Consider the following 23,205-nt stretch of genomic DNA (forward strand, 5'->3'; position numbering starts at 1 on the left):
CTGTCCTCAAAATATTTTCAGTATTCGTCCATGAGCAAAAACTCCGCAAGATTTTTATGCTTAACCCCCTCGATATTATCTTGCCAAAAGTCCTCCATTGTTACCACATACTTGGGGTAGTGATCCCTTACGCTAAGCAAGGCTCCGAATTCTCTCTCTACAGTTGATTCTTCTGCTAATTTATAGGCTACCTGAACGTAGACCTTTTGTTCTCTTTTTACTGCCACAAAGTCTATTTCTTTATCGTCAAACTTACCCACATATACTTGATATCCTTTGCGTTTAAGCTCTAAGAAAACTATGTTTTCCAGAATGCCTGATATATCTCTGTCTCGATAACCCATCACAGCATACTTCAAACCTTGATCCCCTATAAAGTATTTCTCATTGGTCTGCAAAACCTCTTTGCCTCTTAAATCATACCTTGGTACACGATAAATGATAAAGGCTCCTTCCAGAGCATTTAGATAGTTGTAGACTGTCTCTATATCAACCTTCCTCATTTGATTTTTGAAATAATCAGCTACCTTCTTGGCTGAAAATATGCTGCCAAGGTTTTCGAAGACGTATTTCACAATCTTCTCCAAAAGTTCAATATTTCTTATACGGTTGCGCTGTACTATATCGCGAAGAATTGCTGAAGCATAAATATCAGTGATGATTTTATAGGCATCATCACGGGTATAACCGGCTGTGTGGATAATGGGAAATCCACCCATCCTTATGAATCGAACCAACTCTTTTTGAATATCTAGTGGTTCTATCCCTGTAAGAGTTCTCTTAAATTCTAGAACCTCCTTAAACGACAGAGGACTTACATTAATTTCGATATATCTTCCTGCAATATATGTAGCCAACTCTGAGGACAATAATCTGGAATTAGAACCTGTGATATAGATGTCTACATTAAGATCCACTAAAAAAGAATTAATTGCTTTTTCCCAGTCTTTTACTTCTTGAATTTCGTCTAACAGCAAGTAACATTTATGCTTAGATGAGACATTTGATTTTATATATGAATATAGACTTTTGGAATTATCAATTTCAGAATACTCCATTGACTCAAAGTTAATAAAGATAATGTTTTCATCGCTGACTCCACGATTTTTTAACTCTTCTTTTATCATTATTAAAATTGAGGATTTACCGCTTCTCCTTATGCCTGTTAATACCTTAATCAAAGGCTTATCGATAAATGAGCGTAATTGCTCTAAATATAGTTCCCGATTTATCAAGATTACCCACCTCCTTATGGTATTATATACCATAATACAAATGAGATATACCTTTATTTCGGTTTATAACCATAAATAATTATCTTTATTTTCTAATTCTATAACTTATAACCACAAGAAACGGAATTTTGCACTAGCCTTTGCGAAACCTACCCAAAACAGTAATCCTCCATAGGGTGAGCATCTCTGAAGGTGAAGAACACATAAGGCCTCCCGTAGAATAAGTTGGGCAATTAACTTGCTTAAAACCTCTCAAATTGTATAATGTTTTAGAAGCTATTCTAGATTAGAGAAGTATGAGGTGGACATTTTGCTAGTTCTCCTAACCATCATTAATTCGGTGCTCATGGTATCAGGGCAAACCCTTTGGAAATTAGGGGCATCCGGGAAAGAGATACATAGCCTCGGTCAACTCCTGCGCCTTTTCTTAAGTCCTTATGTGATTTCCGGTCTTATGGTGTATGCAGTTGCTTCCGTTCTTTGGATTTATATTTTGAATAAAGGTGAGCTAAGCTACGTCTATCCTATACAAAGTACGGCCTTTATTTTTGCCCTTCTTATAGGAACAACAATTTTCAAGGAACAGCTCACCGCCTCGAAGATCATCGGGGTAATCGTAATCTGCCTGGGCGTAATTATTATCACTCGAAAGTAGGCATTAATATGTGGAAATCCCTTAAGTATCAGCCTGAGAATCTCCCTGAAACCATTGAAATGACCCGTGAATACTACGGGGATTCCTGGATTTCCGATTTACAGTTTTTAAAATGGCAATATGAAGACAACCCCGCCGGATCAGCCATGATCCGCTTAGCCCGGGATGTGGAAAGCGGGCAGCTGGCCGGGCAATATGTTGTCATCCCCATGGCTTTTAAAGCCTTTAATGAGCTCATTCACGGAACTCTCTCTTTAAATACTCTGACCCGGCAAATCTATGGCGGACAAGGGATTTTCACCGGTTTGGCCAAGGCGGTCTATCAGGACTGCGCGGAGGAAGGATCTCGCTTCTGCTATGGGTTCCCCAATCCTAATTCCTATCCGGGATTCTTGAAAAAGTTAGGCTTTACAGACTTAGGCCGGGTTCCTCTCTTGCTCCGTCCTTTAAACACTAAGGCCTTGGTCAAAAAGAAGCTGGGGCCTGTGCTTGCTCAACTCTCTTGGCCATTTCACCAATTCTATAAGGTTAGGAACCACTCCGATGCTCGCTATGTTGTTTATCCCCTTTCCGACTCAGATTTATCGGGTATTGATGCTTTCTGGGCTAAGGTACAAAACAAATACCCCATTATAGGAGTTCGTGATACCAACTATCTCCGCTGGCGGTATTTTGATATTCCCCTTCGTGATTATCAGGTCTATGGTGTTCGCAGGCAGAATTCTTCAGAGCTGCTGGGCTATATTGTTGGACGCTGTACTGAAGTCGCCGATATGTCTTCCGGGATGATTGTGGATTTCTTAGTGGACTCAGAGCACCCCGCAGCCGGAAGATGTTTGGTCAATTCACTGCTTCGCTTCTTTGTTGAGAATAATATGGATCTGGCCGGATCACTGATGCTGGCCCACACTGAAGAATCCCGTATCCTCAAGAACAATGGATTCCTCACTTGCCCCAAATCCTTAGAACCTCAGCCCTTCCCCGTGATTTACAGAAAGCTTGGAGTAACAAAGGATAATAATCGTGTAGGAGAAAATGCCTCGGATCCCTTTCTTCAGTTAAATCAGTGGTTCTTAACCATGGGAGATTACGACGTAATTTAGGAGATTTCGTCAAGATTTATTAAAACATACAATCGTTGGCTAGATTTCCTGTGGTCTCTTCCTGGTCTTAATCCTTTAAATGCGTAAAGATTAAGTAGGGCTTGCTAATTTATCAGTAAAGCTAACGTCAGACACGGCTGGGCAGCCTCTTATCAGAATTGCCCAAAGTCTGAGTTGGATATTTGGCGGAAAAATCGTAAGATTCTGGTTGCCTAAGGGAAAAAACGGGGTTGGTTATTATCTTCAAGTAGGAATTAAGATATTTTATGGGAAAATCTCTAACATTTTTTTATTTCAGTCCTATATAATTGTAGATGTTAGCTAAAATGTTTTTGGCGCTAAGCATTTATGAAAGTTGAGTAGAGTTAAGCAATGAAGAATATTCTAACCATCGATCTGGAAGAGTGGTTTCATGCCAACTACCATGAAAACATCTTTGATAACCAAAACTCATATGAAGTGCGTATAGTCCAAAATACAAAACGTCTCTTATCTCTCTTTGAAGAATACAATGCTAAGGCTACCTTTTTCGTCTTGGGTTTCGTCGCCGAAAAGCACCCTCAGCTGATTCGAGATATTGCGGCCTTAGGCCACGAAATTGCTTCTCATGGGTATGCTCACCAACTTATTTATGAGCAAACACCTGATGAGTTTAAAGCAGATGTCAGTAAAGCCAAAATACTAGTGGAAGACATTATCGGCTCGAGTGTTAAGGGCTACCGAGCTCCTTCATGGTCAATCACCCCTAAATCTCTCTGGGCCTGGGAGATCCTGCAAGAATTAGGCTTTATTTATGATGCCAGTGTCTTTCCCATTGAAACTTATCTCTATGGACTCCCCTCTGCTCCCCGCTTTCCCCACCACCCGAAGCATGAGGGCAGATTACTTAGCTTGCTCGAGGTTCCTTCCTCCACAGTGCGTATTTTCAACCGGAACATTCCCTTCGCCGGAGGATTTTACTTCCGCGTGCTTCCCTACCCCATAATCTCCCAGTGCATCAAAGCCGTTAATAAAGAAGGACAGCCCGTGCTTGTCTATCTTCACCCTCGTGAGGTCGACCCTGGACAGCCTCGTCTTAAACTCAGCCTCAAAGAAAACCTCATCCATTACTATGGGATTAGGAGTTGTGAACGGAAATTGATTCGCACTTTGAAGGAGTATGAGTTTACTTCGATAGCACAGTATTATGAACTCTAATGAAATAGCGAAACGAGATGGTAGGATTAAACCTGCCATCTCGTTTTTTATTGAAGTTCTATTTTTATAAGCCAAATAATTGCTTAAAGTCGATTGTAAGGTCAGTGAAAACACTACTTTTCAATTGACTGCCCTCTATAAAGATATGTGGTTTTCCATATTGATCGTCTTCTCCTAATGTGAAAACCATCACTGTATTATCGAGGGGATGAATAATCCAATACTCATTTACCTTATATTTTTCATACAAAGCTAACTTCGTAACGTAATCTAGCCCTATAGATGCCGGCGAAATTATTTCAATGATAAGATCCGGAGCGCCTAAACAGCCCTTATCATCTAATTTCGATTGGTCACATATAATCGTAAGATCTGGCTGGACCACGTCCCATGTCTGTTCATCTTCTTGCTCAGGTCCGCTAAACCGTACGTCAAAAGGCGCTGAATATATTTTACAAGGCCTATCCGCAAGATAACTGCGAATTTGGTAGAATAATTCGCCGGATACCTCTTGGTGTCGTCGAGACGGTGCAGCAATGTTATAGGCAATACCATCAAGCAACTCCCAACGCTGCCCATCAGTCCACTTAAGATACTCTGCATAGGTATATTTCTTATCATCCTTTTGCACTAATAATGACACTTTGTCCACCCCCTTAGGGATCATTATACCAAGTATTTACATTTATTTCATCTAATTATTTATCTCTTAAAGAACTAGGTTGGCTTCCTCAGACAATGTCTTTGTATGTGTAAACTTAGCAGAGAAGCCTTCCTGTCTAAAGTCTGAAAAAGAGATCAAATTCCCAATATCATTTTGAGTATACTTGTACCCAATGTTACCCAAAAAACTTATACTTTCTACTATCCGTTTTTCAAATTCGCCTGCGCTGGCGAATTTGAAGAGATTCATAATTGAGCATGATCACATTTGCTTTCATCCGCTGCTTTCTGCTATCCATATAAGAACAAAACCCATGAACCCGAAAGGCTCTTACTGTTACTTTATGCACAGTATATAGCCAAGGTTCATGAGTGTGATCAAGCTCATCTAAAGTCAGCGGCGTAACGAGCAGACGGGTGGAGAAACCGCTCCTCTCCAGGGAATAGCTTAGTCCCAAAAGCTACTCATTCCAAATCCTACTCATCATTGAATTAAGAATAATCGCCAGACTCACTTTAAACATATAATACCCGCTCTTAAAGGGTGTAATTGACGAACTCCCTGACAGGCGCGGATCCATTTCCACCGATATTTCAATCACCCGCAGTCCATTCTTGAGCAGAGTAACGATTGCATCCGGTTCCGGATAGTCAGTGGAATAATGGGCTGCCACAATTCTCAAAGCTTTCTTATTATAAGCCCGAAATCCTGAAGTAGGATCCGTAAAATTCTTGCGCACCACAGACTGAATTGTTTTACTCAACAGATAAATTCCCAGTCGCCGGGGCCAGGCAGATCTGTAGGATGTCTTCTCAACAAATCTAGAGCCAATAGTGACATCCGCTTCTTTGAGAATGACGGGATCAACTAATTTTTTGATTTCTTCTCCCCTATGCTGGCCGTCTCCATCCACCTGCAAGGCTACATCATAGTTATTTTTCAAGGCATACAGAAAGCCGGTTTGAACCGCACCTCCGATGCCCAGGTTCACCGGCAAAGAAATCACTTTGGCCCCATGGGCGCGAGCTATCTCGGCTGTCTGATCTGTCGACCCATCATCAATGACCAGGACATCCAGCCAAGCAGATGTGGTCAGCAGATTTCGGACTACGGAACCAATATTATTTGCTTCATTTAAAGCGGGAACAATTGCTAAAATCCTCATGACTTATCCTACACGTCCTTACCGTAATGGCTTACCAATGTCCATATTCCGTTTTGTCTGAATGAGTTCACTCTCCGAACCGCTGCGGTTTTCTTCTAGTTTTTTCAGATCATCCTCGAGAAGGGCAATTCGTTGTACCAAGACTCGATTATTCGAACTCAACTTGGATATCTCCAGCGAAAAATGAACACATAACACAAAGATCATAACCCCAAATATTACAAAGATAGCAGAGGGCGCATAATATATGCCCATCAAATCCGCTATATACTCTATCCCATCTTTCCAGAGGGATAAGACAATCATTCCCATTCCGGCGACAATCCAGATCAGAGAATATTCTACAGCTAAACGCCGGCGCCGAACTTGCTCAATAATAAAGCCGGTTACCAATAGACTGGTTATTAGGACGACCAATTGGACACGTGACATTACCTAAACCCTCCTACCTGCTCGACTATTAAGCCTAGATAGTCGGCCTATCCCCTTAATAGCTATAACTAAAACTAATGATCCTAACAAAATCATGGCAGGCATAACCGGCAGGCGATAACGAGCACCCTCAACTACTGTGATCATGCTCACTGTAAAGCTATAGTAAACAACAAAGAGCAGGAGGAAGCTGTATCTTTTTAATCTGAACAAACTAAGTAAGACCCCTAGCAATCCCAAAAGGAGGTACCATTTATCCAGGAAGACTCCCTTCATTTTGTAGAGTTGACCTTCTACAGAAGATATGGGCTGCCAAAAGAGGTTTTTTTCTTTTTCAAAAGTGCGCTGGATAAACAAAAATGGATGTTCCAGTACGTAAGCTACTGCCAATTGCTTGTATTCCTTTTCTTGTTCCGGAATGGGCAGCTTTTCGATCCGGGCTTTAACCTCAGGGTCATAGCTGGGCTGAGCATAATAAAAGTACTTATCCGTAATGGTCAAGGGATTATTCCCCAAATATAATTCATAGGAACCGTAATTTGATACGGCAATAAACTCATGATATTTGACAAAATTGCGAATCCACCATGGGCTCATGACCACCACAGTCATCATAACAATGATGGCGAAATCCCTCAGAGCTATTTTCAAACGCCAACCGTGAGACCAGAGAATCCAGAATCCCAAGACGGGAAAAAAAAGCAACAAAAACGGGCGAACGAGATTCGACACCCCGATTGCTGCTCCCAGATACATGAGAGTCTTTAGTTTCGGCCGCTGAATCTCTTTCCCATAGCGTGCCAACAGGTACAGAAATAATGTAATCGTAAAAATGTAGGTGGTTTCAGTAAGAACGTACATCCCCCAAAAGGCAAAGATTGGGTATCCCAGGGTGAGGAAAAAGGGGATTAACCCATACTCCTTGCCAAAGAGAAGTTCCCCGGTCTTGTAGGCGAGGACAGCACTGGCAGCACTCAATGTTGAGTGCAAAACTAAGATGACCATCTTAAAGTTCAGCAAACCAAATATCCCGTAGATCACTGCCAAGAGTATGGGATAGACCGGACCTACCACATACTCTCTTGTTTGGGTAACTTCTCGTATAACGCCGTTGTCCCCTTGAACAAAGTTCGCTGTATTCACCAACCCTTGGCCCTGAAGAAAATTCCCGGCTATGTTAGAATAATGTAATCCATCCGGGGAAATGAAATATCCAACACCATAGGATCTTATATATAGCAAATCTATCGTTAGGGCGATGAGAAATAAGAGTCCCGTAACCCACCACTTTTTGCGGGACATGAAGCTCGATCCTCGAGATTCAAACCCATCTTTTCGTTTATTTACTCTCTCCAATGACGTCATCCTCTGCAGATTTAGGATCATTGAGAAGTCAAGAGACTTCCCATAGTTTTTTCATTGTTACTGGGAATTACCCCGGTTCCGCCCAGAATATAAACTCTTTTGGTCTTGCCGCTTAAACTCTTTAAGAAGGCAGAGGTATCCGAATTTAGATCTCCTTTAGGGATAAGAAGCATTGGGCTCCCTGTCAAGGCTGCAAAAGCTCCGCCGGATAGGCCATCCGGGAAATTCTCTCCCGTGGCTACAACAAGGGAACTAGTATCCTGTCCAAAATGCTTAACAATTTGTAACATCGTATCATATTTTGTATCCCCAGCCAAGCGCAGAGGGCCATAGCTTTCCAGTGGGCCGCCTTTTGCATCAAAGGCCGAAGATATGGCAAACTTTCCTCCCACGATAATTGTTTTTGTTACCCCGAAGTCTTTAAGAATTTGCTTGGTGGAAGCAGGTAATTTGCCTTGTTCCGTTAACAGGATGGGAATCCCCAAAGCTGCGGCAGGGGCAGAGGCAGAAAGAGCATCCGGGAAACTGGTACTGGAGGCTAAGATTACCTGGGTACTTGGCCCAATCTTTTTGGCAATCTCGGCGGCTGTATCTGCTGCGGAGTCTCCGAAGATTCGTTCATAGGATAGACCTTCTTGGACAAGAGCATTGGTGACTGGTTTGGTTAGGGCTCCCTCTCCCCCGATTGCATAGACTTTGGCATTGGGGGATAGTCGTTTAATTTCTTGTAATACCCCATTATCCAACTGATAAGGAGAGGTTAACAGTAGCGGGGCCTTTAGTTTCTTGGCTAAAGGGGCTGCGGCTAAAGCATCTTGAAAACGATCCACCCGGGCGAGAAGCACAACAGGGGCGGAGCCGTTTGCCCAGCCTGTCTGAGATATTTTGATGGCTGTATCTTCTGCCCGATTTCCATAAAGGCGTTCGATGCTTAATTCATCACCGGGTTGGGGAGTCGGTGTAGGTGTGGGGGTGGGGGTTGGCGTAGGAGTAGGGGTAGGATTTGGCGTAGGAGTGGATCCCTTTATTTTTTCATAACCTATTTTAGCTCGTTCAGTAAGGCTGGCATCCAGAGCTAGTCCCTGCATTACAGTTGAATAGTATTTTGCCGCACTCTCCTTAGAAGGGTCGGTGCCCTCAGCGGCTAGCTTATCCGCTTCAACTAGAAGTTTAGTATAAGCATTGAGAAGTCCTGCTCTTGCTTCTGCTTTTAGATTTGCGTCCAGGTCAGACCCTTGCAAGATTATTTCATAGTTTTGAGCAGCTGTGGCGCAGCTGGTGCTGGCACCGGCAAGAGCTAATTTATCAGCTTCAGCTAAGAGTTTAGTTAAAGCATTAAGATGCCCCGTCTGAGCACGTTTTAAAATAGCTGCATCCAGCTTAGGCCCTTGGGCAACTGTCCAATAGTATTTAGCCGCGGTGGCATAGGATGTGTCTTTTTTCTCAAGAACCAGTTTGTCAGCTTCCGTCAAGAGTTTCCCATAAGCATCAAGTATTTTATCTTCGAAAATGTCTTTATCTGCGACGGATGGGCTCTTATAGCCGGTAACATAAAACCCTAAAGCGTAGTAGGAACTCCAAGGAGCATAATTGTACCAATAATCACCACAGGCTGATTCTGCACCGGTTCCTCCCCCTGTCTTCAATAACCGGTCGGAGTCCATCTTTAAATCTCCTAAATGAATTGAATCCGGTGTGCTCCAGCGGCTGGATAAGTAAGGTGGATTTACCGGAGGTAAGAGTTCTTTCGGAAACTTTGTCGCTCCGGGAGCAAAGGTAATGGCGCTATTGTACTTTTGACCCATCAGACTAAACACGGAATCTTGATAAGCAGATTTGCCGGTTAGGACATTTGGGTTATTCCTGGTCGCCCAACTATTGTAACCCCACACAGCAAGATACCAGTTTTCTAAGACATTGCGATCCCCATCGCCAATCTTGGGATAGGCCCGCCATTTCTGGTTGAGCATTTGACAGCCAATTTCAATATTATAGTCAATGTCGTTCTTTAGTTTCTCAATCGTTACTGTATCCTTGGGATCATAGGACGAAACCTGCATAATTCCAATCCCAATTCCATCCCGGCCAATTAAAGGTTTATCCGTTATCGGAAGTCCGGTGCTATCCAATTCATATTGCTTCCAGCCGCTTTCCATCCAAGCAACGGCTTTGAGCAGCACCGGGGGGATATTATACTTGTTGGCCATATCCTCCAGCTTTTTCCCAATCTCATTATAATAAGCAGCCTTCTGATCGACTGCTGCCATGACCGGCCTGGCCGGGACAAGCTGCATAATAATCAACCCGATAATGAGTACTGCCATAAACTTTCTGCAGTACTGTGCACCTTTACTCACAATCATATTTCTACCCCTTCCTCTGTGTATAAGACAAATCTCATTTCTTATTCGACACTAAAGGAAAGGATTCCTGCCCAGAATCTATTGAACAGCGACCAGCTTTGTGAACAAATCCGAACTATAGTCCTTAATATCAGAAGTATTTAGCATTTTATACTTTGATTTAATTTCAGAAAAGTATTCTGAAATTAGATGTTTTTCAATGATACGATTAGAACTTTCATGGTTTCCAAGTCCTTTTCTAGTGATTCTCCAAGGGGTTTCAACATGAGTCATTTTCTCCAAAATTTTGCCGCTAAAGCATCCAAAATTGACAATAATGCTGTCAAGAATCTCTTTCTCCGTTTCCGCAAGCTCAAAATCGTCATATTCAGAAATATTATCCTCGATCGGGTTATACCCACGATTTTTATATTTTTCGTATACATTTCTGTAGACAGGTCCGTGTACCCAAGCTTCGCAGTCATTATCAAATAAATACTCGTAATTAAAAGCCTTATAAAACCCCTGAGCAAAATACAGCAGTTTTTGCAACGCTAAGGGGGTTATTTCAACACAGTTGATAATAAAGTACTTTACAACGCTGTCGATTTTACCATCACCACTTAACATCTTCGTTTCAATCTTTTCTATAGCTTCCTTACAAAGTTTGTAGGCACGCTCAGTGAGCTTATCTTTGTTTTTTTCTAAGATATTGAACATATATCCATAGTCTTCAAGGAGAAGTCTCAGTGTCTCTGAATATTGTTTTGTCGGTACATCGCCATCCAAATATCTAGTTAACGTGCCTTCCCCCCAGTTTAATAGCATTGAGAGTGGCCTTTTGCCAATATTGTATTTCTCTAAAATACTTTCAATTTCTGATACCTGAATAAGTTCTTCGTGTTCCCGATAAGCAATATCAAGCATTTTTAAGTTTTGATCTCTAATTTCACCCACAAATATCTCCTGACCACACTCTTTACAAAACGCAACTTTTGCTTTGTAGGATATTTCTTTTCCCTTAATAACTTTAGTTATTACTTCTTCCCTTATCGAGAAATCCACAATATCGCGACAATTTTCACAGAATTTCATCATAATGACCTCCTCTGTTATAAATGTATTATTATTTAAATCGGTATTTTATTGGTTTATTTCTTTTGTGAAAAGATATCACAATCAGAAAATCGTCTCCTCGTCTTGTCTGAAGAATATTGGTTTTTATATAGATTTCGATATATTCCTTAGTTCCCCAATTATCTAGCTCATATTCCTTGCAGAATATGTAAAGACGTTCATTTGAATAGGCTTCTTTTTGATTATCAACTGCATAGCAAAAGTCCTCATATTGAAGACTGAGAAATATTTCTCTTTCCTTTTTAGTATCAATTTTATATGTCTCAATGAAATCAGTATTCTCTCTCCGATTCTTATTTATCGAAATCGAATAATGACCCTTTAATATAAGTTTTCTAAATTCATCAAGATATTTCTTTATATGTTCAACGGAAAAATCCGTATATTTTTTAGTCTCAGTTTTCCCTTTCAAAAGCTTTATCACTCCTCTCTATACTAAGTAAATTGTACTCTAATTATACAGACAAAACAATATTATATGTACTAATTAATACATTTTTACGCAAATGTAACAGATCTCCTTTGGTGGGCCTCTTTATTCTTTAAACTAAAAAGCCCCCCCAGATCACTAATCAAGCGACCTAGCGGAGCCCCACGGCTTCAATATCCAGTTGTTTCATTAGTCTTTGTTACCCGGGTTAAACCAGTCGTCCCGAAAAAATCAAAAATCCAAACATCACAAAATTAAAAGTTACTACAACAGCCAGCAGATCCCAGATCGGCCCCGCTCCCCAAAATTTCCTGGTTTTGTTCTTGCGGTCGAGAAGATCAAAGCCAATCATCAGCCCTGCGTGATAAAGGCCGTAGAGGACATATTGGGGCTGAGTTCCGTGCCATACTCCCATGATTCCGAAAAGCAGGAAATAGCCGACATAAGACGCAGTATAGCGATTACTAAAGCGCTTTTTCTTAGCTGAATCCAGCACAAAGCGCATATAGATGTAATCCCTGAACCAAAATGAAAGGGACATATGCCAGCGGTTCCAAAAATCTTTAATATTTTTGGAGATAAAGGGCTTATCGAAGTTAATAGGAGTTTTAATACCTAAGAGATAACTGACTCCCACAGCAAAAGCACTGTACCCGGCAAAATCAAAGAAGAGGTATAAGCCATAGGCATACATGTAGTTTAAGGTTGGCAGGAAGCCAAAGGAATGGTTCAGCGGGTCAAGCCAGTATTTATTAATTAGATAGGCAATAATAAACTTATACAAAAAACCTTTAAAGATCAGGTCCATTCCTGTGATGGCAAGCTCACCATATTCTTGCCGAGTTAGAGGTTTATTGAGATCCCCGACAAACCGACGGTAGCGATCAATTGGCCCGGAGGCCAAGGTAGGAAAAAAGAGCAGAAAACTGATGAAATCTACTATTTTCACCTCTTTGATCAGACCATCCCGGATTTCAATAATGATTCCAACCACTCGGAAGGTTAAATAGGAAATTCCCAGAAAACCGATGATTGTTTGCCAAAAGCCCAGCTCAATAAAGCTGGGATTTAATTTAACTGCCACCAGAGGAAGAATGGAAAGGAAAATTCCCAGATAAAAGACCTCGGCTCTATTCTTTTCGAGGGATCTCAAGCGATAGGACAAATACAGTCGGACAATCAGCCACTGAAAAATAAGATAAGCCACAATTTGAAAGAGCACATTCAGCGGACGACCGATCAAAAGGAGCATCCCTAAGGTGGAAAGGAAAACCCAGGCGGCTCGAACTTTGGCTGAGGCTCCGATCCCTCCCAGCAAAATCGCCGGCACTAAAGGAATGAGTAAATAGAAAAAAAAGGAGAAGTTTTCAAAAGGAGTCATTTACAATCCCCCTAGCAGAGCACGTCGATCCGCCTTACCGTTGGGGGTTATGGGCATCGCAGCCAGGAATTTAAAGCGCCGGGGGATCATATACTCGGGCAAACGTCCGCGCAAATCTTCCTTTAAAGCAAGAGTCTCTTTGAACTCATCCTCTACAGGCTTACTCACCGTCACAAAGGCCTGTAAATACTCAACCTTCCCTCGTCGTTCAATGGGTAAAACCACCGCATTATCCACTAAGGGGTTACGCCTTAGATTTTCTTCGATTTCTCCTAACTCAATCCGATAACCGTGGAGTTTAATCTGAAAATCTAAGCGGCCTTGGTAAAAGAGGAAACCAGCTTTAAATAACCCGGAATCCCCTGTCCGGTAAGCATTCCAGGTTTGGCCCTTCTCTTGCCAGCTAAAAAAGGCTTTGGCTGTTTGCACCGGGTTGTTCAGGTAACCCACGCTGACATTGGGGCCGGCGATCACCAATTCCCCCGCCTCCCCCTCCGTCAATACTTCGGGCCTGTGGTGCAAGACACCAGCCTCGGCAGTAATTGCTGCGCTAAGCTGATCAGAATTACAGATTAAGACTTGGGCATCCGGTTTAACCCTTCCTACAGGAAGAGGATTAAAAGTGTTAAGGATCTCAGGGCTGATAGTCAAATTCGTTACTGCCACTGTTGCTTCCGTGGGTCCGTAAAGATTTTCCACTTGAGCTTGGGGAAAGCGCTGATTAAGTTTTGTCGCACAATCATGGGTAAGTATCTCACCACAGAAGAGAAACCTCTTGATCATTGGCAGCAGGGTAGCATTGAAACTGGGATCCATTAAACATACCTCGGCAAAGGAAGGAGTTGATACCCAGTAACTAGTCTTTGAAGCAGCCAGGGAGGCAAAGAGTTCCTTGGGATGGGCAATTTGATCCTTATCCACACTCCAAAGAGTTCCCCCGGTACTTAAGGACATATATAAATCCATGACTGAAAGATCAAAGGAAAATGGAGCCTGATTAAGAAAAACCTCTTGCATTTCTTCCGGCTGGAACCCTGTGTTAACCCAGTTCAGAAAACTCTCCAGAGCCCCCAGGGTAATCTGTACCCCTTTCGGTACTCCGGTACTGCCCGAGGTGAAAATTATGTAGTAAACTTCATCAAGTTCTACTTGCCAAGCAGAGTGAGGTACCTCTCTTTGATAACCCTTCAGAATGCTGTCTTGACCCTGCAGGGAAATCATTTCTTCAATTAAGACTTTAGGTGCGTCATTCCCTCTGGGAACAATTTGAGGGGAAAGGACGACCCGGGCCCCGGATGCCTCAATAATTTGCCATAAGCGTTCTTGGGGCACTGAGGAATCCACAGGAATATAAGGATGGCCGGCTCTGACACAAGCCATAAATAAGACCAGCATTTCATTTTCTTTATGCCCATAGACAACCACGGGAGTCTGACGAGGTATCCCTTGCTTAAGACTTAGCTCATGAAGCCATACAGCCCCTGAATTAGCGCTGCTTTCTAAAGCAGCATAAGTTAAAACATTATCCCCTTGACAATGGGCTGCCCGTTCCGGACATCTGATAGACCACTCTTGGATTTTTTCGCTAAGCATAAAAACACATTCCCCATTCGCCTAAAAGTTATTATAAATAAACGGAGCAGCGGTATGTTGCTTTTGTACTAAATAGAGGATAAACAAAACTAACAGGATGATGTAGTAATAAGCAACTCGTCCAAACCAAATTAAAGCAGGGTGTCTATCCCTGGAACCCTTCATGATAAAATCGATCCAGCGTTTCATTGATACTTACCCATCCTTTCCAGCCTAAGTGCATGGTGTCCTGCAAAAAGTAGGTGTCATATTCATGATCTCCAAAATCAGCAACCTGAAATCCTTGATCTTTAATCATCTTCTCAGCTCGCAGATAGTAACCCCTTCGTTCTTGAAGAGGAAATCCCGTATAATCATACCAAGCTCCATTTACGGGCACAATAATAAACAAAGGTCGGGCTCCTGTCTCTTGAAGAATATCTAAGAGGAGTTCTAAATCCTCGTATTCCGGGGAGGGATAAAAGCCGGACTGAGTAGCGGAATTCCTGTTTTCCTCAAGCCTGGGTTGGATATTGGCACTATAGTACTCAGCCAAGATACCAAACCGATTATTTTGGGTCATTGTTTTCCCCTGCTTAGTTGCCTGCTCCTTTAATTCTAACCAAGGAGCCAGGGGCGGGGCCGTAATTGAGGCATTGATCGAAGCGCTTTTGGGACTGATCAGTCTGCTATAGGCTATTGTTTTCAGGGCGTCTTGAGCCTCGTAGGCTGCCATTTCTACTCTACCCTTTGTCCTTAATAATAAACTTCGAATACTTGGTTTCCGGCTTTCTTGTAAACTCTGGGTCAGAAGTGCCTGCAAAGTAGGAGTCTCCGCAAAGGCTCCCGGAAATTCTAAGAGCCGTTTTGCTAATTGATTTTTCCTCTCTGCAGACAAAGAGGAGTTGAAAAGCATCCGATAAGCTTGGAGGGGAGAAAAATTCTGTTGAAAATAGGCGGGGCTAATTCCTTCCGGATTAAACCATTGGGCGGAAAGGATAACAGCAATTTTCTTATCCTTTAAGGAATCACCTAACGCTCCCAGATTTAAGGCATGAATAATGTCCTGAGTCCCTCCTCTGCCCACAAGAAAAGGGGCAAACCCGGTGGGTTTTCCCTCAAAAACAATTGACGGATGAAATTCGGAGACAGCGGAAAACTCGGAAGACCCGTAAACCGGTAGAACATCCGGCAATTCCAAGGCTTTTTTCTGCAATATCATACCCTGAAAACTTACGGGAGTTTGTGATCCACCAATGGTTTGGGTAACACCCGGCCTAAGCCAAAAAAGCCCCACAACCTTTTGGGTCAGGGGGCCCATCAAAACTATGGTTAACCCAAAAATAATTAGGGCAGCAACCATTGATCCCAGTCGATTTCGAATCATTAACCCCTACGCTCCTCCAGGTACGCGATAATTTTATTGGCGGTCTCCCATTCCTCACGTTCCATTTCAGTCGGAGCCACCTCAATGGCCAGTTGTTCCTGAATAGCCACAAATAATTCTATGATCCCAAAGGAATCCATTAATCCACTCTTAAACAATTCTTGGTCTGGGTTTCGCTTTATCTCATCGGTTCCACAGATATCCGTCAGTATATCAAGGATTTTTTCTCTGATCATGATCTCCTTACTTCCTTTCCTGAATGGTATACGAGTTAAGACAGTTCGTAGTTTGCCTTACTAACATACCTAGATAAACCTTTTTTCTATCTAACTAGTTAAATAGGACTTTGCCAATTTCATTAGAGAAGCATTCCCACCCTTGGGGGATTACCCAAAGTCTGAGTTGGATATTTTGAGCGAAAAAAATCGTAGGATTCTGGTTGGGGCTTAGTCCTACCGTCTATTACCTATTCGACAGGACGGAAAGCAGTTCCTCCAGATATATCCTATATTTTGTTAATTACTCTTCGAACTATCATAACCATAAATTGGCTATTTATAACAACCCTTACCCCGCTAACCCTGGCCCCGGAGTGTTCTCAGAATTCAAATCCTGCCTGCGAGAGAAGATCGGCGATTGTTTCATTCCCTTTTTAAGCAATAAGCTTGCTCCAACTAAGGCCAGAAGATAAAGTCCCAGGGATAGTACCTTGTTAGGCAAAACGTAGGGGAGAGCGAACTTGTACATAAAAACTGCTTCTAATAAATACACCTCGTAGGAGATTGAACCAATAAATCCAAGCAGCCGTGAATAATACCCCTGTTGGCCTAAAATGATTATGACTGAGAAAGCAACAAGTGCAAAGCCTAAATTGGAGAGCATATAAGGCCCTAAGCCCAGGTCATTGTCCCGGTAGTTCAGGAGATAAGTTACCAGGCCCATTGTTCCCATCAACCCAAAACCCAGCCTCAGGGTCTGCTTACTAAAGCTCTTCAGGGGAACCAGGGCCAAGAGTGACCCTAAGGGGAACATGATCGCGTGAAGGCCCCACTGCCAATAAACTACTTCTGTCAAATTGAACCTGGAGTGATAGCGTAAAAGGTAAGCAAACCCAAACAACAATCCCACCTTCAGGATAGTTGGCAACTTAAGACTGAATAACAGGTAGAATACGCAGTACCACATTAAAATGAAGAATATGTACCACATGGTTCCATCCATAGTCAGCTTGAAATCCAGCCCAAATAGTGATAGCAGGATTGTCCTCAAGGGGTAGGCAGTACCTTTAATATAGTCATAGACAAACCAGACCAGAGTTACCAAGGAATAAGGAAGCAGTACTGTTCGCAGCCGCCGCTCCAGAAAACTCTTATCCAGTCCCTTAGTTAAATAGGATGAAGTAATCCCATAACCGGAGAGAATTAAAAAAATCGCCACACCCTGGGCTCCCAAATAATTAAAAGCCGGGTTTGCAGTGTTAATGAACTTTGTCACAAATAAGTGTCCGACAACAACTAAAAGGATGGCGATTCCCTTTAATTGCTCTGATGATTGTTTGTTCATTTAGTAAGCACCTTTACCAGAGAAAACCACAAAGAAGGTCTTCCAAAGGATGGATAAATCCAGCCATATATTCCAGCGCCGCACATATTCTACATCATAGGCCAGGGTCTCTCCCAAGGTTAATTCACTCCGCCCATTGACCTGGGCCAAGCCTGTGACTCCCGGCAGCACATTAAGCCGCAGCCGTTGTTGAGGGGTGTAATGCTTGGCTATATCCGGAACTTCCGGACGGGGCCCCACCAGACTCATATTTCCCAACAAGATATTCAGCAGCTGAGGCAGTTCGTCCAAACTGGTTTTGCGCAAAAACTTGCCGCTGCGGGTAACCCGAGGATCATCCTTCTCCTGAAAAACGAAGTTATCTAAGCTTGTCACCTTTTCCAGCTTTGTTTTCATCAAGGCATCGGCATTGGTGGTCATTGTCCGGAACTTATAAATGGTATAGGGCTTACCCCAAATTCCCACACGTGTCTGGGTAAAGATTGCCGGCCCGGTAGAATCCAGCCTAATCCATAGCACAATAAAAAGCCACAAGGGAGATATAATCACAAGCAGAACAGCAGCAACTAACAGGTCAAGCATACGCTTCAAAACAAGTTGCCACCGAGAATAAATAAGCTCATTACTTTCCGCAGATGCCGCGAGCCTCTGACTCATCCGACTGTCTCCTTTCAAAACGACTAAACCTTTTCTCTCTGTTTTTGATAAGATCCTACTTCGTTATAACCTTGATTCCCCCCTGCAAAACAGGGGAAAGATAATAATTACTTGCGAAACTTCTCTACAATCCTCTTGACTGCATCAACAACGTCCTCGGCATCCTGCCTACTCATCTTTGGATAAAGGGGCAAGGATATAATGCGTTCAAAAGTCTTTTCTGCTTGAGGGAAATCTCCTTTTTGGTAACCAAAGGTATCTCTGTAGTAAGGATGCATGGGAACAGGAATAAAGTGCACACTGGTACCTATCTGTTCCTGCTTTAATTCCTCGATAAACTCTGCCCGATCTATGGTTAGTTTCTCCAGATTTAGCTTAAGGATATACAAGTGCCAAGCATGGCGGGCATATTCCTTTTCCGGGGGAATTTCTAGTTCCGGCATCCGGCTGAATTCTTCATTATAACGCTCAGCTATTTCTAAGCGGATTCCCTGCATCCGCTCCAGCTTAGCCAGTTGAGTGATGCCTAAAGCCGCTTGAATATCCGTCATATTATATTTAAACCCGGGATGGAGAATTTCATAGTACCAGGAGCCCGCTGCCGAATAGCGATTCCAGGCATTGCGGCTCATACCATGGGAACTCATAATCCTGATCTTATCAGCCAGAGCCTCATTGTTCGTAGTAACCATCCCACCCTCTCCCGTCGCCAGATTCTTGGTGGCATAGAAGGAAAAGGCCGTGGCATCTCCAATGGTTCCGATTAATCTCCCTTTATACTTAGTATACACTGCATGGGCAGCATCCTCTAGTACAAAGAAATTGTTTTCCCGAGCAAGTTCCATAATCTCATCCATTTCACAGGGATGCCCGGCCATATGCACAGGAATAATAGCCTTGGTGCGTGAGGTTATTTTTTGGCGTATTTGATCGATATCAATGTTCATGGTTACGGGGTCGATATCTGCAAAGACCGGCGTAGCTCCTGTATGGAGAATAACGTTGGCACTGGCTGCAAAGGTCATGGGGGTTGTAATCACTTCATCTCCGGCACCCAGGCCGGCTGCCACTAATGCCAAATGCAAGCCTGCTGTACAGGAATTCACGGCGATAGCGTATTTCGCTCCCACATACTCCGCAAATTGCTTTTCGAACTCATTGGTTTTAGGACCCTTGGTAATCCAATTTGATTTAAGACTATCCACAACTTCAGCAATATCGTCTTCTTCGATGAGAGGTATTCCATAAGTTAAAAATTCCTGACGCATTTGAGTAAAGTCTCCTTTCAAGTATGAGGGTGGAGCAAGCGTTGATAAACAGCTTCCATTTGAGCAACATTTTTTTGCCAATCATAATACTTTAGTACATTGACTCTTCCTTGTTGACCTAACCTCTCCCTCAGAGCGGGATCTTTAATCAGACTTTCCATAGCACTGCTTAATTCTGAGATATCTTCTGAAGAAACCAGTAATCCCGTTTCTCCTTCAACAATAACTTCAGTCAGTCCGCCAATTCTGCTGGCAATCACAGGTCGCGCACAGGCCGATCCCTCTACCGCCGTCACACCAAAGCTCTCCTGACGGGAAGGGATCACCACAATATCAATACTCTGATAGAAGCCGGCAACTTCGGCATTGGGAAGCTGGCCCAGCCATTCTATAAATTCAGAAACTCCAAGTCTTACAGCTAAGTCCTCTAACGAGGCCCGCTGGGGACCTTCTCCCGCAATACGCAGAAGGGTCTGGGGAAAACGCCGCTGAACCAGAGCGAAAGCTTCAATTAAAAGATCCAACCCGTAAACAGAATGCAGACCTTTAGCAACTCCAAACACCACGGGAGCGTCTTGCTTAACTCTTTTTAGACTAGAAACTTGCCCCTCCTCCGGAGGAGAAAATCGCTTCGTATCCACTCCAAAAGGAATTATTTCAATAACTTGCTGCAAATCGAGATAGAGCTGCATCTCTTGGGCCATAATTTTACTGCTGGAGCATAAGACATCCGCCTGAGCTAAAATCCATTTTAACAGGCGGGCATGCAAAAAAGAAGCTTTGGGGAAAGAAAAAATATCACTGCCCCAAGCAGAAATCACCAAAGGATGTCTGCCGGTCAACGCTCCCAGCAAACCAAAGCTTGTTGCATAATGAGAATGAATCAGATCCGGCTTGATTTCAGCAACTTTTTTCCTGACCCAGTTCTGACGCAGGATTACATCGATTTTATCCCCGGCCAAGCGAGGAATCAGATGAACCTTGACCCGGGGGAGCTTGGCGGGTAAAAAGCTGAGAATTTCTACCTCCCAGCCACCCTCGGCTAAAGCTAGCGCCCATTTCTCCGTGTGAGTACTGGCTGCATTGGCCAATAAGCAAAGTTTAGCCATCCCAACCCTCTCCCCATGGTTTCCATTGAATAGCTAAGCTCAAACCCCAGAAAGCCCAAATCATTGGGTCTTCGAAGAAACGACCTTCTCCCTGGGAACTGAGCCAAATCACGAAAACACTCATCAATATAGTTTGCGCAAAAACGTTCATCTGATTCAAGACACGCAAATTCATACTCACCAAAACAATCAAAAAGGCAAGCATGCCAATAATTCCTAAAATACCCATTTCCGCAGCAATTGTCATTAAACTGGTATGGGAACGAGTGACTGCATCACTCCACGGCACGAGATAATGGTAGGGCTGTTCTATGGCCCACTGAAAATTGCCTAGCCCAACCCCGGTCAAGGGGTTTTCGATAAACATGGCCCAGCCGCCTTTCAGCAAATGCTCTCGCTGGCCCAGGGCACCAACCCCGGTAAATAAGGTTTCAAAGCGAAGGCGGATACTTGGGATAAGAAAAAGAGCCAACCCTCCCAAGCCAAACAGTCCGAGTATACTCCAATGGGTTCGGCGATTTCGGAAGGAGCTGACAGCCAAAATTAGAATTCCAATCAGCAAAGTCAGCCAGCCGGTTCGGGAAAAGGTAACTCCCAGAGCCGCCAGTTGAACAAAAAGTGCCAGGGCTGTCCTGATATTTAAAGTCCATTCCCGGCGTATAAAAAGGAGCAAAGATCCCAGGATAGAGATATCCAAGTATCTGGCGAATAAATTAGGATCGATGAAGCTGGCATTCACTCTGCGCACCCCGGAGATGTTAATCCCACCGCCCCAAATCCAGTTTCCACTCAGGTATTGGATGAGGCCGAAGATGGCAGTAAGAGTTGCCATGGCAAATATCACCCTAAACACTCGATCAAAGACTGCTTTGCGGTCAGCACCTAAAGCAATGCTGACTCCGCTGGCAAATAGCAGCAGTAAGCGCAGTCCTTCTGTCAGAGTTGTCTGAGGCTGCACACTAGATAGTAACGAAACAAGTACTGCCAAAAATAATGGAATGACCGCCCAGATCAATGGAACTTGACTAAGACGCTTCACGGTCTTCCCTATGCCCTCTTGTACAAAACGGGCTGCTCCCCAGGCTAACAAGAGAATCATCCCAATGCGCAAAAAGGTCAAAGAGGTTGGGGTTTCCGGAGCACTTTGATAGGGAGGAAACAGCACCTTACTAATATCCCAAGGCACCAAGGCAAAAAACAAAGGAATAATCCAACCACCCCACCGTTTCATACAATCACTTCCTCTCGACGGCCTTAAATGGCCGTTTGTCCCTACTTTAGTTCCTTAAGCCACTGACTGACAATACTATCCCAGGAATAATTCTCTTCCACATAGCGCCGGCCGTTGTCCCCCATGGACTTCCCTCGGTCACTCAAGTTATAGAGGGTGCGAATGGCCTGAGCCATCTCCACCGGGTTCTCCGGCTCAACAGTAAGTCCCGCCCCGGCATCTCGAATCAGGTCGACAGCTTCCCCTTCTCCGCTGTAGATTATCGGAACCGCACACCCCATTGCCGGAAACATCTTCGAAGGACGGGCCCCTTCAAAAAGCTTTAGCTTCTTTAAGGGAATTATACTGCCTGCTGCTAAAGACAAATAGCGGGGCATATCCGTAACCGGTTGAAATCCCAGAAATTGCACATTGGACAGCTTCATCTCCTTGGCCATTTCCTCAAGTTTTGGCTTTTCCGTGCCATCCCCTAAAAAGAGAAAATGGTACTGGGGCTCAGAACGCAGTAAATTGGCGGCTTCTAAGACGGTTTCTAACCCTTGAGCATACCCCATGGTTCCCGTATAAGCTAAGATGAATTTATCCTGCAGGCCCAACTTATCCATGAATTCTTGATCTGGAAGCAGGGGGCGAAAGAGATCCAAGTTAACGCCGTTAGGTAAAAAAGCGACTTTTTCAGCAGGGATGCCCCGGTTAATCCATGTATCCCGAATTCCTATGGTCACTGCAGAAAGCTTCCAAGAACGATTATAGAGCCAGGTTTCTAATCCTTCTGTCATGCGGATCATGGTCTTGTTGGTAACTAATCCCAAGGCAACTGCGGATTCGGGCCAAAGATCAGAAACATTAAACACCAGCCGGGCCCGTTTAAGCCAGCTTCCGAGGACAGCGGTCATTCCCAGAAATAAGGGCGGTGACTCCACAAAAAGGACATCACAAGGCCCTGCCTTTAAAATTCCCCATAAGGAAGAAAAGGTAAAGGAAAAATAATTTAACAGGCGTTTCCAAAAACGTCCCCTTTGCACCGGATAAACCCAGGTCCGATAGACGGGTAATCCTTCTACCTCATCTTTCATCGACCAGTATCCTCGATACTTTGGCGGAATAACTCCCGAGGGATGATTGGGAAATGCCGTAACAATAACAACTTCATGCCCCTGGCGCTGCAAGCCTTTGGCCAACTCTTTAAGACGAACTTGAGCAGCCCCTGTTTCCGGCGGAAAGTATTGAGTTAAAATTAAAAATCGCATGATTTACCTTCCTTATTTAACGTAATGGCCCTTGCTGACTTTCTTAAATTCTCTACTGATTT

The 23,205-nt window shown here is 43.5% G+C and carries 23 protein-coding genes; 3 read left to right on the forward strand and 20 right to left on the reverse strand.

Annotation, left to right across the window (positions count from 1 at the left end; all coding sequences use genetic code 11):
* Positions 1–17: 17 nt before the first annotated feature.
* Positions 18–1,235 carry an ATP-binding protein gene (locus BLS16_RS03465; protein ID WP_092329996.1) on the reverse strand — a complete coding sequence of 406 codons (1,218 nt, stop codon included), beginning with the start codon at positions 1,233–1,235 and terminating at the stop codon, positions 18–20.
* 301 nt (positions 1,236–1,536) lie between these two features.
* Here BLS16_RS03465 and BLS16_RS03470 point away from each other — a divergent pair, with 301 nt between their 5' ends.
* The 3 genes from BLS16_RS03470 to BLS16_RS03480 all read left to right on the forward strand — a co-directional run bounded on the left by BLS16_RS03470 (position 1,537) and on the right by BLS16_RS03480 (position 4,190).
* Entirely contained in the window at positions 1,537–1,890 is a 354-nt protein-coding gene (locus BLS16_RS03470; protein WP_242876174.1) for an EamA family transporter, read from the forward strand.
* 8 nt (positions 1,891–1,898) lie between these two features.
* On the forward strand, positions 1,899–2,993 hold the full coding sequence (locus tag BLS16_RS03475; RefSeq protein ID WP_092330008.1) for a GNAT family N-acetyltransferase: 1,095 nt from the start codon (positions 1,899–1,901) through the stop codon (positions 2,991–2,993).
* Between the two features lie 372 nt (positions 2,994–3,365).
* Positions 3,366–4,190, forward strand: a complete 825-nt coding sequence (locus BLS16_RS03480) for an XrtA system polysaccharide deacetylase (RefSeq protein ID WP_092330010.1) — start codon at positions 3,366–3,368, stop codon at positions 4,188–4,190.
* 64 nt (positions 4,191–4,254) lie between these two features.
* Here BLS16_RS03480 and BLS16_RS03485 read toward each other — a convergent pair whose 3' ends face one another.
* The 19 genes from BLS16_RS03485 to BLS16_RS03570 form a co-directional block, all read right to left on the reverse strand.
* Positions 4,255–4,833, reverse strand: coding sequence for a Uma2 family endonuclease (locus BLS16_RS03485; protein WP_242876175.1), 579 nt, complete (start codon positions 4,831–4,833; stop codon positions 4,255–4,257).
* A gap of 232 nt (positions 4,834–5,065) precedes the next feature.
* Positions 5,066–5,311, reverse strand: coding sequence for a hypothetical protein (locus tag BLS16_RS23070; RefSeq protein WP_143015494.1), 246 nt, complete (start codon positions 5,309–5,311; stop codon positions 5,066–5,068).
* Between the two features lie 3 nt (positions 5,312–5,314).
* Positions 5,315–6,019: a glycosyltransferase family 2 protein gene (locus BLS16_RS03495; RefSeq protein WP_092330017.1), complete on the reverse strand. Its 705-nt coding sequence runs from the start codon at positions 6,017–6,019 to the stop codon at positions 5,315–5,317.
* An 18-nt stretch (positions 6,020–6,037) separates the two neighbouring features.
* Positions 6,038–6,451 carry a DUF2304 domain-containing protein gene (locus tag BLS16_RS03500; RefSeq protein ID WP_092330020.1) on the reverse strand — a complete coding sequence of 138 codons (414 nt, stop codon included), beginning with the start codon at positions 6,449–6,451 and terminating at the stop codon, positions 6,038–6,040.
* A 3-nt stretch (positions 6,452–6,454) separates the two neighbouring features.
* Positions 6,455–7,816 (reverse strand): ArnT family glycosyltransferase, encoded by a 1,362-nt coding sequence (locus tag BLS16_RS03505; protein ID WP_345788510.1) that lies wholly within the window; start codon positions 7,814–7,816, stop codon positions 6,455–6,457.
* A 17-nt stretch (positions 7,817–7,833) separates the two neighbouring features.
* On the reverse strand, positions 7,834–10,179 hold the full coding sequence (locus BLS16_RS03510) for a cell wall-binding repeat-containing protein (RefSeq protein WP_242876176.1): 2,346 nt from the start codon (positions 10,177–10,179) through the stop codon (positions 7,834–7,836).
* 78 nt (positions 10,180–10,257) lie between these two features.
* The gene (locus BLS16_RS03515; RefSeq protein ID WP_092330026.1) at positions 10,258–11,256 is read right to left on the reverse strand and encodes a type II toxin-antitoxin system antitoxin SocA domain-containing protein; all 999 of its coding nucleotides are present in this window, start codon (positions 11,254–11,256) and stop codon (positions 10,258–10,260) included.
* Between the two features lie 28 nt (positions 11,257–11,284).
* Positions 11,285–11,707 carry a hypothetical protein gene (locus BLS16_RS03520; protein WP_092330029.1) on the reverse strand — a complete coding sequence of 141 codons (423 nt, stop codon included), beginning with the start codon at positions 11,705–11,707 and terminating at the stop codon, positions 11,285–11,287.
* A 226-nt stretch (positions 11,708–11,933) separates the two neighbouring features.
* Positions 11,934–13,106, reverse strand: a complete 1,173-nt coding sequence (dltB, locus tag BLS16_RS03525; RefSeq protein WP_092330032.1) for a D-alanyl-lipoteichoic acid biosynthesis protein DltB — start codon at positions 13,104–13,106, stop codon at positions 11,934–11,936.
* Positions 13,107–14,699 (reverse strand): D-alanine--poly(phosphoribitol) ligase subunit DltA, encoded by a 1,593-nt coding sequence (dltA, locus tag BLS16_RS03530; RefSeq protein WP_092330039.1) that lies wholly within the window; start codon positions 14,697–14,699, stop codon positions 13,107–13,109. It abuts the gene before it with no gap.
* A 21-nt stretch (positions 14,700–14,720) separates the two neighbouring features.
* Positions 14,721–14,888 (reverse strand): teichoic acid D-Ala incorporation-associated protein DltX, encoded by a 168-nt coding sequence (locus BLS16_RS24820; RefSeq protein ID WP_143015495.1) that lies wholly within the window; start codon positions 14,886–14,888, stop codon positions 14,721–14,723.
* On the reverse strand, positions 14,845–16,065 hold the full coding sequence (gene dltD / locus BLS16_RS03535) for a D-alanyl-lipoteichoic acid biosynthesis protein DltD (RefSeq protein WP_092330041.1): 1,221 nt from the start codon (positions 16,063–16,065) through the stop codon (positions 14,845–14,847). Before dltD ends, BLS16_RS24820 begins: the two co-directional genes overlap by 44 nt.
* Positions 16,065–16,301, reverse strand: coding sequence for a D-alanine--poly(phosphoribitol) ligase subunit DltC (gene dltC / locus BLS16_RS03540; RefSeq protein WP_034600443.1), 237 nt, complete (start codon positions 16,299–16,301; stop codon positions 16,065–16,067). The genes dltD and dltC overlap by 1 nt, the downstream gene beginning before the upstream one ends.
* 331 nt (positions 16,302–16,632) lie before the next feature.
* The gene (locus BLS16_RS03545; protein ID WP_092330043.1) at positions 16,633–17,628 is read right to left on the reverse strand and encodes an acyltransferase family protein; all 996 of its coding nucleotides are present in this window, start codon (positions 17,626–17,628) and stop codon (positions 16,633–16,635) included.
* Entirely contained in the window at positions 17,629–18,285 is a 657-nt protein-coding gene (locus BLS16_RS03550; protein WP_092330044.1) for a sugar transferase, read from the reverse strand.
* Between the two features lie 107 nt (positions 18,286–18,392).
* Complete coding sequence (pseC, locus tag BLS16_RS03555) at positions 18,393–19,553, reverse strand: UDP-4-amino-4,6-dideoxy-N-acetyl-beta-L-altrosamine transaminase (RefSeq protein WP_092330045.1); 1,161 nt, start codon at positions 19,551–19,553, stop codon at positions 18,393–18,395.
* Positions 19,554–19,570: 17 nt separating this feature from the next.
* Positions 19,571–20,662 (reverse strand): glycosyltransferase, encoded by a 1,092-nt coding sequence (locus BLS16_RS03560; RefSeq protein WP_092330046.1) that lies wholly within the window; start codon positions 20,660–20,662, stop codon positions 19,571–19,573.
* Entirely contained in the window at positions 20,655–21,893 is a 1,239-nt protein-coding gene (locus BLS16_RS03565) for an O-antigen ligase family protein (RefSeq protein ID WP_092330050.1), read from the reverse strand. The genes BLS16_RS03560 and BLS16_RS03565 overlap by 8 nt, the downstream gene beginning before the upstream one ends.
* A gap of 41 nt (positions 21,894–21,934) precedes the next feature.
* Complete coding sequence (locus BLS16_RS03570) at positions 21,935–23,143, reverse strand: glycosyltransferase family 4 protein (RefSeq protein ID WP_092330054.1); 1,209 nt, start codon at positions 23,141–23,143, stop codon at positions 21,935–21,937.
* Positions 23,144–23,205 lie beyond the last annotated feature (62 nt).

The sequence above is a fragment of the Desulfosporosinus hippei DSM 8344 genome (assembly GCF_900100785.1).
In the GTDB taxonomy this organism is placed as follows: Bacteria; Bacillota; Desulfitobacteriia; order Desulfitobacteriales; family Desulfitobacteriaceae; genus Desulfosporosinus; species Desulfosporosinus hippei.